At 63.7% G+C, this 14656-nt stretch carries 17 protein-coding genes; 11 read left to right on the top strand and 6 right to left on the bottom strand.

Going from position 1 to position 14656, the window contains the following annotated elements; genetic code table 11:
- Positions 1 to 2: 2 nt before the first annotated feature.
- Positions 3 to 701, bottom strand: a complete 699-nt coding sequence (locus M0639_RS10195) for an enoyl-CoA hydratase-related protein (RefSeq protein WP_003940710.1) — start codon at positions 699 to 701, stop codon at positions 3 to 5.
- 67 nt (positions 702 to 768) lie between these two features.
- On the opposite strand from M0639_RS10195, the gene M0639_RS10190 reads away from it, so the two are divergent.
- Complete coding sequence (locus tag M0639_RS10190; protein ID WP_007727315.1) at positions 769 to 1566, top strand: purine-nucleoside phosphorylase; 798 nt, start codon at positions 769 to 771, stop codon at positions 1564 to 1566.
- A complete protein-coding gene (locus tag M0639_RS10185) occupies positions 1563 to 3155 on the top strand; it encodes a phospho-sugar mutase (protein WP_064074927.1) in 1593 nt (530 codons plus the stop codon). Before M0639_RS10190 ends, M0639_RS10185 begins: the two co-directional genes overlap by 4 nt.
- Here the strand turns inward: M0639_RS10185 and upp are convergent.
- A complete protein-coding gene (gene upp / locus M0639_RS10180; RefSeq protein WP_007727319.1) occupies positions 3152 to 3775 on the bottom strand; it encodes a uracil phosphoribosyltransferase in 624 nt (207 codons plus the stop codon). The genes M0639_RS10185 and upp overlap by 4 nt on opposite strands.
- An 81-nt stretch (positions 3776 to 3856) precedes the next feature.
- Here upp and M0639_RS10175 point away from each other — a divergent pair, with 81 nt between their 5' ends.
- Genes M0639_RS10175 through M0639_RS10155 form a run of 5 tightly spaced genes read left to right on the top strand, consistent with a single transcriptional unit; the run spans position 3857 to position 7093 of the window.
- On the top strand, positions 3857 to 4171 hold the full coding sequence (locus tag M0639_RS10175; RefSeq protein WP_054800917.1) for a type VII secretion target: 315 nt from the start codon (positions 3857 to 3859) through the stop codon (positions 4169 to 4171).
- Positions 4168 to 5160 (top strand): C40 family peptidase, encoded by a 993-nt coding sequence (locus tag M0639_RS10170; RefSeq protein WP_064074926.1) that lies wholly within the window; start codon positions 4168 to 4170, stop codon positions 5158 to 5160. The genes M0639_RS10175 and M0639_RS10170 overlap by 4 nt, the downstream gene beginning before the upstream one ends.
- 9 nt (positions 5161 to 5169) lie before the next feature.
- On the top strand, positions 5170 to 5511 hold the full coding sequence (locus M0639_RS10165) for a hypothetical protein (RefSeq protein ID WP_050654874.1): 342 nt from the start codon (positions 5170 to 5172) through the stop codon (positions 5509 to 5511).
- Positions 5508 to 5807, top strand: coding sequence for a YbaB/EbfC family nucleoid-associated protein (locus M0639_RS10160; RefSeq protein WP_007727324.1), 300 nt, complete (start codon positions 5508 to 5510; stop codon positions 5805 to 5807). Before M0639_RS10165 ends, M0639_RS10160 begins: the two co-directional genes overlap by 4 nt.
- Before the next feature lie 47 nt (positions 5808 to 5854).
- Complete coding sequence (locus M0639_RS10155) at positions 5855 to 7093, top strand: hypothetical protein (RefSeq protein ID WP_003940713.1); 1239 nt, start codon at positions 5855 to 5857, stop codon at positions 7091 to 7093.
- Between the two features lie 15 nt (positions 7094 to 7108).
- Here M0639_RS10155 and M0639_RS10150 read toward each other — a convergent pair whose 3' ends face one another.
- Genes M0639_RS10150 through M0639_RS10140 form a run of 3 tightly spaced genes read right to left on the bottom strand, consistent with a single transcriptional unit; the run spans position 7109 to position 9896 of the window.
- Positions 7109 to 8194 (bottom strand): adenosine deaminase, encoded by a 1086-nt coding sequence (locus M0639_RS10150; RefSeq protein ID WP_050654872.1) that lies wholly within the window; start codon positions 8192 to 8194, stop codon positions 7109 to 7111.
- A 9-nt stretch (positions 8195 to 8203) separates the two neighbouring features.
- Entirely contained in the window at positions 8204 to 9499 is a 1296-nt protein-coding gene (locus M0639_RS10145; RefSeq protein ID WP_064074925.1) for a thymidine phosphorylase, read from the bottom strand.
- Positions 9492 to 9896 carry a cytidine deaminase gene (locus M0639_RS10140; RefSeq protein WP_042923516.1) on the bottom strand — a complete coding sequence of 135 codons (405 nt, stop codon included), beginning with the start codon at positions 9894 to 9896 and terminating at the stop codon, positions 9492 to 9494. The genes M0639_RS10145 and M0639_RS10140 overlap by 8 nt, the downstream gene beginning before the upstream one ends.
- A gap of 253 nt (positions 9897 to 10149) precedes the next feature.
- Here M0639_RS10140 and sdhC point away from each other — a divergent pair, with 253 nt between their 5' ends.
- Genes sdhC through M0639_RS10120 form a run of 4 tightly spaced genes read left to right on the top strand, consistent with a single transcriptional unit; the run spans position 10150 to position 13545 of the window.
- On the top strand, positions 10150 to 10554 hold the full coding sequence (sdhC, locus tag M0639_RS10135) for a succinate dehydrogenase, cytochrome b556 subunit (protein WP_020969155.1): 405 nt from the start codon (positions 10150 to 10152) through the stop codon (positions 10552 to 10554).
- A gap of 1 nt (position 10555) precedes the next feature.
- The gene (locus M0639_RS10130; protein ID WP_003940699.1) at positions 10556 to 11011 is read left to right on the top strand and encodes a succinate dehydrogenase hydrophobic membrane anchor subunit; all 456 of its coding nucleotides are present in this window, start codon (positions 10556 to 10558) and stop codon (positions 11009 to 11011) included.
- 15 nt (positions 11012 to 11026) lie between these two features.
- Positions 11027 to 12778, top strand: a complete 1752-nt coding sequence (sdhA, locus tag M0639_RS10125; RefSeq protein ID WP_003941011.1) for a succinate dehydrogenase flavoprotein subunit — start codon at positions 11027 to 11029, stop codon at positions 12776 to 12778.
- Positions 12778 to 13545 (top strand): succinate dehydrogenase iron-sulfur subunit, encoded by a 768-nt coding sequence (locus M0639_RS10120; protein WP_003940925.1) that lies wholly within the window; start codon positions 12778 to 12780, stop codon positions 13543 to 13545. The genes sdhA and M0639_RS10120 overlap by 1 nt, the downstream gene beginning before the upstream one ends.
- Before the next feature lie 58 nt (positions 13546 to 13603).
- Here the strand turns inward: M0639_RS10120 and M0639_RS10115 are convergent, their stop codons facing one another.
- A complete protein-coding gene (locus M0639_RS10115) occupies positions 13604 to 14626 on the bottom strand; it encodes a LacI family DNA-binding transcriptional regulator (RefSeq protein WP_037129077.1) in 1023 nt (340 codons plus the stop codon).
- Positions 14627 to 14656 lie beyond the last annotated feature (30 nt).

Raw genomic sequence — 14656 nt, 5'->3', positions numbered from 1 at the left:
TCTCACCCGAAGGAGAAGTTGCTCTTGTCAGTCACCTGAGCGAGGTCTGCAAGAGCATCGCGGTGGATGCCTGCCTTGATTCCCGCCAAGTTCTTGCCGTGAGTCGACGTCAGTGCCGACGCCTTGGCCACAGCAGCGGCGAGCACTCCGTCGCCGTCGACCGTTTCCTGCACGATGCCCGCAGCAAGTGCGTCGGCACCGCCGAAGCGACGCCCCGTCGTCATGGCATCGACTGCCGTCTGCTTGGGCAGACGACTGTTCAGCAGTGCAGACATCCCGACAGTGAACGGCATGTTCAGTCCCACCTCGGGCAGGCAGTAGAAGCCGCGGTCCGCGCGCATGATCTGGAAATCGTGCGAGGACGCGAGCATGGCGCCGGCGCCGAACGCGTGCCCCTGCACGGCCGCGACCGTGGCCATCGGGAAGGTCAGCAAACGGCTGTAGATGGTGTGGACCTTGTCCAGGTAGCCGGGCAGACCGTCGAGATTGCCGAAGATCCACGTCGTGTCCAGACCGTTCGTGTAGAACTTGCCCGTCGCGGTGGTCACCAGGGCTGCGGGACCCTCGTGCGCTTCGACCTCGTCCAACTTGCTGTGAACAGCGTCGATCCACTCGGGGCCGAAGCGGTTCTCGTTGTCCGTTTCGCCCTCGTTGCCGAGGTACAGGATGAATACGTCGCCGTCGCGTTCGAGATAAGGCATGGATGGGAGAGTAACGCCCGCCAACTCACCCGGCGAACCGACCCGACTCCTCAGTAGGGTTGCTCACATGGGAACGATCGCCGAGGCCGCCGCCGCTGCTCTGTCCGCCATGACTGGCTCTTCGTCACCGTCAGTCGCCATCGTGCTCGGGTCGGGGTGGACCGATGCCGCAGACGTGTTCGGCGACGCCGGTGCGGACGTGACAGCCGAAGTCTCGATGGCGGATCTTCCTGGCTTCGCCCCACCGTCCGCTCTCGGCCATGCGGGCACCATTCGTTCGGTGCGCGTCGGAAACACCGAAGTCCTGCTGCTGCTCGGGCGCGCGCACGCATACGAGGGCCACGATCTCGGTACCGTCGTCCACCCGGTCCGGACAGCCATTGCTGCCGGCGCCGACACCGTCATCCTCACCAATGCGGCCGGCGGTATCCGCGAGGACTACGCAGTGGGACAACCAGTGCTGATCAGTGACCACCTGAACCTGACGGCCCGCTCTCCCCTCGTCGGCGCAGAGTTCGTCGACCTGGTCGACGCCTACTCGCCGGAACTGCGGGCGCTGGCTCGCTCGATCGACCCGGACCTTGCCGAGGGTGTTTACGCCGGGCTTCCCGGTCCGCATTACGAGACTCCGGCCGAGATTCGAATGCTTCGTACACTCGGCGCCGATCTGGTCGGCATGTCGACAGTTCACGAGACCATCGCGGCCCGCGCGCTCGGCGCCCGCGTTCTCGGCATCTCCATGGTCACCAATCTGGCCGCCGGAATCACGGGCGCCCCACTGGACCATCAGGAGGTGCTGGCGGCAGGCAAAGCTTCGGCGGCCCGGATGGGAGTGCTGCTGCGCCAACTGGTCGAGCAGCTGTGACACCGCTGAACGTCAACGAGTGGATCGACGCCGATCCGGACCCAGTTACCCGCGCAGAATTAGCCGCCCTTTCCGAACATGAACTGGCCGAACGCTTTTCCTCACCGCTGACGTTCGGCACTGCTGGGCTTCGCGGGCCGGTACGCGGCGGACCCAACGGCATGAACCTCGCGGTCGTCATCCGGACCACGGCCGGTCTGGCGGCCTGGCTGACAGCTCGCTGCCAGGGCGGGTCCCGCGTTGTGGTCGGCCGCGACGCCCGGCTCGGTTCAGAGGCATTTGCTCTGGCCGCCGCCGAGGTCATGGCAGCGGCCGGGTTCGAGGTGGCCCTGCTCCCCCGCCCACTGCCGACACCGCTGGTGGCGTTCGCGGTGCGCAGGCTCGGGGCAGCGGCAGGTATCCAGATCACCGCCTCCCACAATCCTGCCGCCGACAACGGTTACAAGGTGTATCTCTCGGGCGGAGCGCAACTCGTCTCCCCCGCCGATCGTGAAATCGAGAGCGAGATCGCTCGCATCGGTAGTGCCGCCGACGTCGCGCGAGCATCGGTGATTCCGGCCGACGATTCTCTGGTCGAGGAGTACATCGCCCGCATCGCGACCCTCCCGCACGGCGACGCCCGCTCGATCCGGATTGCGCTCACGGCAATGCACGGCGTCGGGGGTGAGACTGCGACCGCGGCTCTGCGAGCAGCAGGATTCGAGGACCTGCACGTCGTGGCGGAGCAGTTCGATCCCGACCCCACGTTTCCGACCGTCGAGTTCCCCAATCCCGAAGAGCCCGGCGCCGCAGACCGCCTGCTCGCCCTTGCCCGAAGTGTCGACGCGGATCTGGCGATCGCACTCGACCCGGATGCCGACCGCTGCGCCGTCGGAGTTCGCGACGGTGATCAGTGGCGCATGTTGCGCGGCGACGAAACCGGGGTGCTCCTGGCCGACCACGTACTGAGCACGGCGCCCGAAGATTCGTTGGTGGCGACGACGATCGTCTCCTCGACCCTGCTCTCGAAGTTGGCGAGAGCCCGCGGAGCCAGGTTTGCGCAGACACTCACCGGTTTCAAGTGGCTCACGCGCGCCGGCGACGGACTCGTCTACGCCTACGAGGAAGCGATCGGGCACTGCGTCGATCCGGATGTGGTGCGGGACAAGGACGGAATCTCGGCTGCCGTTCTGGTGGCCGACTTGGCTGCCACCCTCGCGGGCAGCAACAGAACCCTGTTGGACGTTCTGGGCGACTATGCCGTCGAATTCGGACTGCACCGCGGGGACCAAGTATCCCGCCGCGTCGAGGACTCGAGTGACATCGCGGAAATGATGAAACGGCTACGCGCCGATCCGCCTGGCCAACTCGCGGGTGAGCCGGTCACGACCGAGGACTTGTCCCTGGTTCGCGGTGGTATGCGCACTGACGCAGTGATATTCGACGGGCCGTCGATCCGCGTGGTGGTGCGACCGTCCGGAACCGAGCCCAAGCTCAAGTGCTATCTCGAAGTTGTCGTCCCGGTGGCGAACCGCGCCGACCTCGCGAACGCAGTAGAGCAGGCGAAGGCCCGGCTGGCCGAACTCCGAACCTTCGCCCTTTCGCTCTAGCGGGGTCCGAACTGCCGATCGCCGGCGTCACCGAGACCGGGGACGATGAAAGCGTTCTCGTCGAGTCCGTCGTCGATGCTCGCGATGACCAGACGAACCGGGTGGCCGGACGCTGCCAGCGCGTCGACGCCGGCCGGAGCGGCCACGACGCACACTGCCGTGACATCCGTCGCGCCACGCGCAACCAGCAAGTCGATGGTGTGCACCATCGAACCACCGGTGGCGAGCATCGGATCGAGCACGAACACCGGGATCCCGGACAGATCCGCCGGCAGGGATTCGAGGTACGGAACCGGCTGATGAGTCTCTTCGTCACGTGCCATTCCGACAAAGCCGACGCCGGCCGACGGAATCAGCGCACTCGCCTGTTCGACCATGCCCAGACCGGCCCGCAGCACCGGTACCAACAACGGCGGCTTCGCGAGCCGGATGCCCGTCGTCGCTGCTACCGGGGTGTCGACCGGAAATTCCTCGACCTCCGCGTCACGCATGGCCTCGTAGACCAGCATGTGCGTGAGCCTGCGAAGTGCGGAACGAAAAGTCGCGTTCTCACTGCGTGCATCACGCATTGTCGTCAAGAGGGCCGCCGCGAGCGGATGGTCGACTACGTGCGTTTGCATGACCATCAGAATAGTTCCTCGGGAACCGGAGCACCCCGCGCGGCGTCCAAGAGGGAGTAAGCGCAACGGGGGGAAGACAAGTTGACAAATCTGGATCTGGACACTGAAAGCATCGCGGAGTTCGCCACGCAGTTGGGCACTGTTGCCGACAACGTCGCGCAAGCTCGACAGGACGCGGCGGGTGGCGATCACTTGGCTCTGTCCACTGTGCTGGGGCTGATCGGCGGCGACTTCGTCGATGTCGCGAGCCGAGCACAGCAAGCGCACATCGACGACATCGATCGACTGTCCGCTGTGATCTCCAGCGTCCAGTCAGCCACCCGCGACGCTCACGCCGTCTATCTCGACTCCGAGGAATCGGTACGAAGGACTCTCGCTGAAGCCGCACGCTCATGATCGACGTCGACGCACTCGCACGACCGATCATCGACCTGGTCGACACTGTCGGGACTGGTGTCCCCAGCGCAAGTGGACCCGACGTCGGCATCCGAATCGCCACGGACGCCCTCGAGATCGCCTACCAACTGGGAAGCGCGGCACTGAGCGAACTGGCGTCCTCTCAGAGTTCGTCGACTGCTCTCACTGCTGCGGTGACCAAAACCGAGCAGACGCAGACGTCGACGCGAAACCTCGCCGATCGCGGAAACGACATCGCCGGCGTCGTGGACGAAGCGACAACGTCCGTGTACGCGGGAATGACCGAACTCGGTGAGATTCTCCAGTCGTTTCTGACACTCGCGATCAAGGCCGGGCCGACGCTGATGACACCGACGGGCCAATTGATGTTGTTGTCGGCCGCGTTGGAGCACCTCGGACGCGCGGTATCGGTTATCGAGCGGGTACGCGGTGAGCTGGCCGGGTCGACCGACAAGATGTCCGCACTCGTCCCGTCCGTCCCGATACCCGATCCCGCACCTGGGGTCTCCGAGTCGGCGGGTGGTTCCGGTTCCGTCGGTGGTTCCGGTTCCGCAAGTGGTTCCGGTTCCGTCGGTGGCGTTGAGGTCGAACTTCCCGACGGCTCGATTGCCACCGCACCGAACGCCGAGGCCGCTGCTGCCGTACGCAACGCGCTCACTCAACAGGGTGTCCCGTACGCCTGGGGAGGCACGACACCCGGAGTCGGTCTGGACTGCAGTGGTCTGACGCAATGGGCGTACGGCCAGGCCGGAGTCGATATTCCGAGGTTGGCTCAGGAACAGGGAATCGGGAACCAGGTCGATCAGAACAATCTGATGCCGGGCGACCTCGCGGTCTGGGACGGACACGTCGCCATGGTGATCGGCAACGGTCAGATGGTCGAAGCCGGCGATCCTGTCGAGATCAGCGCCATCCGAACCACGAACAGCGGCATGGGCTTTCACGGCTTCTACCGTCCGACGGAATGACAGGGAATCATGCCCGAGAACAAGCGCGAATCACCGCCGATCATCACAGCCGTAGCCGTCAACCGCAACGGAACCATCGCGGTCCGCGCCACGGAGCACGCCGTGCCCGTGGACCTGAGGATCAGCCAGGACGAACTGCGGTACGGCGGGCAGCGGTTGGCGCAGCAGATACTCACGCTGTGCTCACATGCAGCAATCGAAGCCGGCGCCCGCCATCGTGTGGAGCTCGAGGAGACCGGAGTCCCGGCAGCGATCCTCGATCGGCTCGGTCTCCCGACCCGAGACGAACTGGCCGATGTCGACGCCGCCGAGGGCCAGAACCTTCCGTCGAGCTGGATGCGTTCGATATGAGCGAGATTGATCGAATCATGGAGCTGGCGAAACACCGGACGGGACTCTTGCAGGACGCCGTCGACGGGGTCGGCGCTCTTCGGGTAGTCGTCTCGAGCGAGGGTGGGATAGTCACGGCGACTGTCGACGGGCTGGGCGCTCTGGTCGACCTACGGATCACCGACGCAATCACCGCGATGAATTCTCAGACGGTGGCCGCATTGACGGTGGCCACGATTCACCAGGCAGTTCAACAGTCCAACGACGAACGCGAGCGACTGGTCAGTGAGCTCCGAGTAGCCCTAAAACAAACGTGACGAACCCCCGCTATGCCTTTCGCGCTGCGGTGGATAGGCTTCCGCCCATGGCTGGAGACATCGTCCCTATCGAAATCGGACTCACCGACGGAGACCTCGTCACTTTGTGGGCACCTCGCTGGCGCGAGGGCGACGACGAGTGGGAAGCGTTTCTCGGCCATGAGGAAGACCTCTACGGGTTCTCCTCCGTCGCGGAACTCGCGGCCTTCATCCGAACGGACTCCGACAACGACCTGGTCGAGCATCCGGCGTGGGCCGTCGTCTCCGGACTGTCGGCAGCCGAGTTGGAACCGGAAGAGAACTTCACGTTCGACTTCGTCGGCGTGCCGGAACTGGCCGCAGGTGACCCTGAGGCACTGGTGGTCTCGGAACTCGAAGACACCCTGAACATGGCTCGCAACATCGGTGAGGTGTGCGAACTCGACGCGGTCATCCGCTTCTTCAGCGGCCATCCGGTACTCGGCGCGCTTGCCACCGGCGCCGGCACCTTCGAAGGCCGCGAAGGCCTGGAGCTGTGGGACCAGGTCGGCGCTGCGATCGTCAAGGACTGGGACGCCGTTCTCGACGCCATCGACAAGGTGGTCACCTCCCCGAAGGTCGATGCAGCTGCTGTGGCGGTCGCCGAAGCTGAACTGCTCGCTGCCGCCGAGAACACCGTCGACGCCGACGATGTCGCCGAGGAGGGCGAGGACGAGGAATTCGACGAAGACGACCTCGAAGAGGACGAAGACGAAGTCGAGACCTTCTGGGGCGAGGTCGGTGTCGACCCGATCCGCATCATCACCTCGGCCGAGACGTTCTACACTCTGCGCTGCTACATGGGAGATCAGGCGATCTTCCTCGGCAAGGACGGACTGATCACCGTCTTCCGTAGCGAGCGCGCACTCGCTCGCTACCTCGCCGACAACCACGAACACGATCTCTCGCAGGTCAGTACGTACGGCGAAATTCAGAATGCGGCCGTCGACGGTTCACTCGAAATCGAGGTCACGGACGAGAACGTCTACGTTCTGCCCGGTATCGCCGACGACCTCGCCCAGGGCCCGGACGTCGTAGATGCCGAGCAGCTGGAACTCGCCGTCGAATTGTTCACCGATGCAGCAGATTTCGCCGACGACGACTCCACCGAGGAGGCTCTGTCCGCGTCGAACGAGCTGGGTTGGTACGTCTCGTACCTCCTCAACCCCGATCCGTCGCGGATGGCTCCGAGTGCGCCGTTCACCAAGGAATCCGAGGCCTGGCGCGAACTCGAGCGCGAGTTCGAGGCCCGGCTTCGATCTGAGTAGTCGGGCGCACGTCATCTAGCCGATGAGCACGGCGTAGCCCGGCTTGATGACGTCGTCGATCAACGCGAGGCGCTCGTCGAACGGGATGAAGGCCGACTTCATCGCGTTGATGGTGAAGCGTTCGAGATCGGTCCATCCGTAACCGAAGGTCTCGACCAACGCGGCCATTTCCCGGCTCATGGTGGTGTCGCTCATCAGCCTGTTGTCGGTGTTGACGGTCACTCGGAAGCGCAAGTCCGCCAAGAGTCCGAACGGATGGTCCGCCAGGGCGGCTACGGCTCCGGTCTGCACGTTCGAACTCGGGCACAGTTCCAGGGGAATGCGCATGTCACGGACGTAGTTCGCGAGCCGACCCAACTCTGCCCCACCTTGCACTCCTACGTCGATGTCGTCCACGATCCGCACGCCGTGGCCCAACCGATCCGCTCCGCAGAAGGCGATGGCTTCGTGGATCGACGGCAACCCGAAAGCCTCACCCGCGTGGATCGTGAAGTGAGCGTTCGCATCACGCATGTACTCGAACGCGTCGAGGTGCCGGCTCGGTGGGTTTCCGGCCTCGGCGCCGGCGATGTCGAACCCGACCACTCCGCGGTCCCGGAATCGCACCGCGAGTTCGGCGATCTCCCGCGACCGGGCGGCATGCCTCATCGCCGTCAGGAGACAGCCGATGCGGATCTCCCGTCCCGCGACCCTGGCAGCGGATTCGCCGGCCCGGAAACCTTCGAGAACGTGCTCGACGACCTCGTCCAAACTCAGGCCTTGTTCCAGGTGCTGCTCGGGCGCAAAACGGACCTCGGCATAGACGACGTTGTCGTCGGCCAGATCCTCGGCACACTCACGTGCCACCCGTGCAAGCCCTTCGGGGGTCTGCATCACGGCGACTGTGTGCGCGAACGTTTCGAGGTAGAGCTCGAGCGATCCACTGTCAGCGGCAGTTCGGAACCATTGCGCCAGTTCGGATGCCGTATTCGCCGGCAGCTCGTCGTAGCCACATTGCTCGGCCAGTTCGAGAACGGTCTCGGGTCGGAGTCCTCCGTCGAGATGATCGTGGAGAAGAACTTTGGGTGCGCTGCGGATCGTGGTCAACTCCGGTGCGTTCATTCGCCAACGCTAACGCGAATCACCCACAATTCGCTCGATGAGCAACGGTCGCGAAACGGTGTCGGAATCGGTCCCGATCGACCATCCACCGCCGAGGCTTCGTCGCGCTGCATCAAATCTCTCGGGAGTGTCGGTGTGCAATGTCATCAGCGTCTGCCCGGCACGGACCACGTCGCCAGGCTTTGCATGCATCTCGATGCCGGCACCGGCCTGAACGGCTTCGCCCTGCCGTTCGCGTCCGGCTCCCAGTTTCCAGGCCGCGATGCCCACCGCCATGGCGTCGAGTCGGGTCAGTACGCCGTCTCGGTCCGCGGTGACGACGTCGCTGTGCCGGGCCACCGGCAGCGTCGCGTGTGGGTCCCCACCTTGGGCGGCGATCATCGCGCGCCACCGGTCCATGGCTGTGCCGTCGGCCAGTTTGTCGGCGGGGTCGATACCGTCGATCCCGGCCGCTGACAGCATCTCCCGCGCCAGGACCAGGGTCAGCTCGACGACGTCCGACGGCCCGCCGCCTGCCAGCACCTCGACGGATTCACGTACCTCGAGGGCGTTGCCCGCCGTCAATCCGAGCGGGGTGTCCATCCCGGTGATGAGAGCGCTTGTACGCACGCCGGCGTCGTTGCCAAGCTCGACCATCGTGCGTGCCAACTCTCGCGCGTCGCCGAGGTCCTTCATGAACGCTCCGGAACCGACCTTGACGTCGAGCACCAGGGCGCCGGTTCCCTCGGCAATCTTCTTGCTCATGATCGAACTTGCGATCAGCGGAATGGATTCCACCGTTCCGGTCACGTCGCGCAGCGCGTAGAGCTTCTTGTCCGCGGGGGCCAGATTCGCTCCGGCAGCGCAGATCACCGCGCCGATTTTCGGATCCGAGAGAATGTCGACCATCTCCGTCGCCGTGAGCTCGGCTCGCCAACCTGGAATGGCCTCGAGCTTGTCGAGAGTTCCACCGGTGTGGCCGAGTCCGCGGCCCGACAACTGCGGGACTGCAAGACCACAGGCAGCGACGAGGGGTGCGAGCGGAAGGGTGATCTTGTCCCCCACTCCACCGGTCGAATGCTTGTCGACGATGGGCAGCGGCAAGTCCGAAAAGTCCATCCTCCCGCCGGATTCGATCATCGCCTCGGTCCATCGACCCGTCTCTGCTCGCGACATTCCGCGGAAGTAGATCGCCATCGCGAGCGCCGACATCTGCTCGTCGCCGACGATCCCCTGTGTGAACGCCTGAACTATCCAGTCGATCTCGGTTCCCGACAGCTCGCGGCCGTCACGCTTGGCGCCGATGATGGAAACTGCGTCAAACATGGCGGAGCCCCTCTGCTTGTTCCGGCCCGAAAGCATCAGGCAACAGCTCGCTCAGCGGCTTGAACCCACTGCTCGTGTCGACAAGCATCTCACCCCCGCCGTGCTCGAGGAGAAGCTGTCTGCACCGGCCGCACGGCATCAGAATCGAGCCCTTCGCGTCGCAGCACGTGAAGGCAAGCAGCCGGCCACCCCCGGTGGCGGCCAAGTTACCGACGAGTCCACATTCGGCACACAGGCTCAAACCGTATGAGACATTTTCCACATTGCATCCTGAGACGATCCGACCATCGTCTACCAGGGCCGCTGCACCCACCGCGTACCCCGAGTACGGCGCATAGGCGTGCCGCATGACCACTTGCGCGTTGTGCCGCAACAACTTCCAGTCGATGTCACCCATGGTTCGTTATCCAATCACGCCGACTGAATGGATGCAGAAACCACGCCGAAACCGTCTCGGCGAGATTGGAAAGGCAAACCTTACAAAGAGTTTGGTACGCGTACGAATCCCGCATCTGATTAGTTCCCGGTTTCACATAGGTTTAGAGTCTGAGTCAAGTCGGTTCAGGATCCCGTCGAGCCCGGGCTGAGGTACATCGAAGCTCTCTGCAGGCTCGACGCGTCCACCAATGACGTTGGAGGCACAGCACTCGATGAGTACTACGACTGAAGCCGCTCCTCAGAAGGAGCGCACGAGGTCGCTTTACCGGGGCGACCCCGGAATGTGGTCCTGGGTTCTACACCGGATCACAGGCGTCGCTACTTTCTTCTTCCTATTCGTACACGTTCTCGATACGGCACTCGTTCGGGTCAATCCCGATACGTACGACGCCGTCATCGACACGTACAAGAACCCCCTCGTCGGCCTCATGGAGATCGGCCTCGTCGGCGTAGTCCTCTACCACGCCCTCAACGGCGTGCGCGTGATGTTGGTGGACTTCTGGTCGAAGGGCCCGAAGTACCAGCGCGTCATGCTCTGGACCATTCTGACGATCTGGTTCCTGGTGATGATCCCAGGCGCCGGACGCATCCTCATCAACATGTTTGCGGAGCACTGACATGGCGACTACTCACGGACCCGAAGCCAAGAGCCTGGGCACCTCATACGACCGTCCCGCAAGCCTGGACAACCCGCGGTCCCCGCGCGCGAAGGCTCGGAACAATTTCGAGTTGTACGCATGGCTCTTCATGCGCTTCTCCGGCGTCGCCCTGATCGTTCTGGTCCTGGGCCACATGTTCATCATGCTGATGCTCGACGGTGGCGTTCACCGTCTGAACTTCGCGTTCGTCGCAGGTCGCTGGTCCAGCCCGTTCTGGCAGTTCTGGGATCTGACGATGTTGTGGCTGGCACAGCTGCACGGCGGTAACGGTCTGCGCACGGTCATCGCGGACTACTCCCGCAAGGACTCCACGCGCTTCTGGCTGACCACGATCCTCGTTCTCTCGATGATCCTGATCATGGGCCTGGGCACGTACGTCATCTTCACCTTCGACCCCAATATCTCGGCGAGCTAGGGGAGCACAGACTTCATGCAGGAACATCGTTATGACGTGGTCATCGTCGGCGCCGGTGGCGCAGGCATGCGTGCGGCAATCGAAGCTGGCCCCCGTGCCCGCACGGCCGTACTGACCAAGCTCTACCCCACCCGCAGCCACACCGGCGCGGCCCAGGGCGGCATGTGTGCCGCACTGGCGAACGTGGAGGAAGACAACTGGGAGTGGCACACCTTCGACACCGTCAAGGGCGGCGACTACCTCGCCGACCAGGACGCCGTCGAGATCATGGCCAAGGAGGCCATCGATGCGGTGCTCGACCTCGAGAAGATGGGTCTGCCGTTCAACCGCACGCCCGAAGGCAAGATCGACCAGCGTCGATTCGGTGGCCACACACGCGACCACGGCAAGGCACCCGTCCGCCGTGCGTGTTACGCCGCCGACCGCACCGGTCACATGATCCTGCAGACGCTCTACCAGAACTGCGTCAAGCACGACGTCGAGTTCTTCAACGAGTTCTACGCGCTCGACATCGCCATCACCGAGACCGAGGACGGCCCGGTTGCCACCGGTGTCATCTGCTACGAGCTCTCGACCGGCGAGCTGCACATCTTCCACGCCAAGTCGATCGTCTTCGCGACCGGCGGCTCGGGACGCATGTACAAGACGACGTCCAACGCGCACACCCTCACCGGTGACGGCATGGGCATCATCTTCCGCAAGGGCCTGCCCCTCGAGGACATGGAGTTCCACCAGTTCCACCCGACAGGACTCGCCGGTCTCGGCATCCTGATCTCGGAAGCCGTCCGCGGTGAAGGTGGCATTCTCCGTAATGCCGACGGTGAACGCTTCATGGAGCGTTACGCACCCACCATCAAGGACCTCGCTCCGCGTGACATCGTGGCTCGTTCGATGGTCCTCGAGGTTCTCGAAGGCCGCGGCGCCGGCCCGAACAAGGACTACGTCTACATCGACGTGACGCACATCCCCGAGGAAGTTCTCGACGAAAAGCTCCCCGACATCATGGAGTTCTCGCGCACCTACCTCGGCGTGGACCCCGTCAAGGAGCCCGTGCCCGTCTACCCGACGTGCCACTACGTCATGGGCGGTATCCCCACCAAGATCAACGGTGAGGTGCTGCGCAACAACGACGAGATCGTCAAGGGTCTGTACGCGGCCGGCGAATGCGCCTGTGTCTCCGTACACGGTGCAAACCGTCTCGGTACCAACTCGCTCCTCGACATCAACGTGTTCGGCCGTCGCGCCGGCATCGCTGCGGCCGAGTACGCGAACTCCACCGAGTTCGTCGACATGCCGGAAACCCCCGCCGCGATGGTCGAAGACTGGGTCGGCGTCATCCTGTCCGATCACGGCCACGAGCGCGTTGCGGACATCCGCACCGAGCTGCAGCAGTCGATGGACAACAACGCCTCCGTCTTCCGCACCGAAGAGCGCCTCACCCAGGCTCTCAAGGATGTGCGTGCTCTCAAGGAGCGCTACAACCACATCACGGTCCAGGACAAGGGCAAGCGCTACAACAGCGACCTGCTGGAGGCCATCGAGCTGGGCTTCCTCCTCGAAATGGCAGAGGTCACCGTCGTCGGCGCCCTCAACCGCAAGGAATCGCGCGGCGGCCACGCTCGCGAGGACTTCCCGGACCGCAACGACGCCGAGTACATGAAGCACACGATGGCGTACAAGGAGGGTGACGGCCTGCTCTCCGACATCCGTCTGGACTACAAGCCGGTGATCCAGACCCGCTACGAGCCGATGGAGCGTAAGTACTGATGTCTGCGCCTGCTGTAGATGCACCCAAACTCCCCGCTGTCCCCGAGGGGGCCGTCATGGTCACTCTCAAGATCGCGCGGATGAATCCCGAATCGGGCGAGGGCCAGCACTGGGACAGTTTCCAGGTCCCGGCACTGCCCACCGACCGTCTGCTCAACCTGCTGCTGTACGTAAAGGGTTACCTCGACGGCACCCTCACGTTCCGTCGCAGCTGCGCACACGGTGTCTGTGGATCGGACGCCATGCGGATCAACGGTGTGAACCGTCTGGCCTGCAAGCTGCTGATGAAGGACATGCTGCCCAAGGACGGCAAGCCGGTCACCATCACGGTCGAGCCCATCAAGGGCTTGCCCGTCGAGAAGGACCTGGTTGTCGACATGGAGCCCTTCTTCGACGCATTCCGCGCCGTGAAGCCGTTCCTCATCACCAGTGGCAACGAGCCCACTCGTGAGCGCATCCAGAGCCAGCACGACCGTGCTCGTTTCGACGACACCACCAAGTGCATCCTCTGCGCATGCTGCACCACGTCGTGCCCCGTGTACTGGAGCGACGGCAGCTACTTCGGTCCCGCTGCCATCGTGAACGCACACCGGTTCATCTTCGACAGCCGTGACGAGGCCGCTTCCGAGCGTCTCGACATCCTGAACGACAAGGACGGCGTGTGGCGTTGCCGCACCACGTTCAACTGCACCGACGCGTGCCCCCGCGGCATCCAGGTGACAAAGGCTATTCAGGAAGTCAAGCGAGCACTGCTCTTCGCTCGATAGTCAGGCCTTCGGCCCTGTGCGCGGTTAGGGAGTCTCCGGACTCCTTGACCGCGCACAGCTATGTCGGGGGCATGTTGAGCGGTGTCACGACTTGAACCGGTGACGTCGTAAAGCCGAAGTGAGCGCCCATGGCGCCGTGTTCTTTCATGACCACCTGACAGGCAGTGCGAACATCCGCCCGCAGATCGTGGTGGAGCACCGCTGATATTCGCCTCTCCCCCAGCAACTTTCGATTGTCACCGTCGAGATCGTGAGCGATGAAGACACTGCACTCCCGGTTCAGTTCTTCGAACGCGTCGACAGTGGCCAGGTTGCCACCACCGATCGAATACACGGCACGGATCTGCGGATCGGATTCGAGTGCCGCTCGCACCAATTTCCTACTCGTCTGATCCAGACCGTCACTGTTCGGAATGTCGATCAAACGGCGATGCGGAGCCGAGACGCGCATAGCGGAGCGAAATCCCATCTCCCGTTCTTCCTCCCCGCGGAAGAACCCACTGCTCATGCTGACCAGCACGTTGCCTTCCCGATCCCCCAGCCACTGATCTATCAAGTACGCGGCGGTGGCTCCAGCGGCTCGGTTGTCGATGCCGATGTAGGCGGCTCGCCTGCTGCCGGCAACGTCGGTCACCAACGTGACGACCGGAATCCTTGCCGCCACCAACCGGTCGATCGCCGCCACGACTTCCGGAGTGTCGGGAGCCTTGACGATGACTCCGTGGGAGCCACGCCGGCGAATCTTGTCGAGCGTCGACGTCATCGCTTCTACCGAACCGGTCTCACGAAAGTGAAACCTGGAACGAACTACAGCGGGTGCAAGGGTGGGCAGTTCGGCCTCGAGCGCGTCACGGACGGCGTCGGAAAACCTTGCAGGAGTTTGCAACACGACGTCGACGATGAATGTGCGACCGACCAGTTTCAGTTGCGAGCGTTGACGTTCCAGGTCCGTGATCGCCTGGCGAACCTCCGATCGTGTGCCGTCGCGAACTCCAGGACGGTCGTTGAGCACCCGGTCGACGGTGGCCTCACTCAGGCCCGACTGCTGAGCGATCTCCCGTACTTTGAATCGATGCGCCACAACTACCTCACGATGATGGATATTTGATGG

Origin of the sequence: Rhodococcus qingshengii JCM 15477, assembly GCF_023221595.1 — a bacterium.
Classification (GTDB): Bacteria; Actinomycetota; Actinomycetes; order Mycobacteriales; family Mycobacteriaceae; genus Rhodococcus_F; species Rhodococcus_F qingshengii.
The sequence above is the reverse complement of the archived record's forward strand: the minus strand, read 5'-3'. Positions and strand labels throughout refer to the sequence as shown.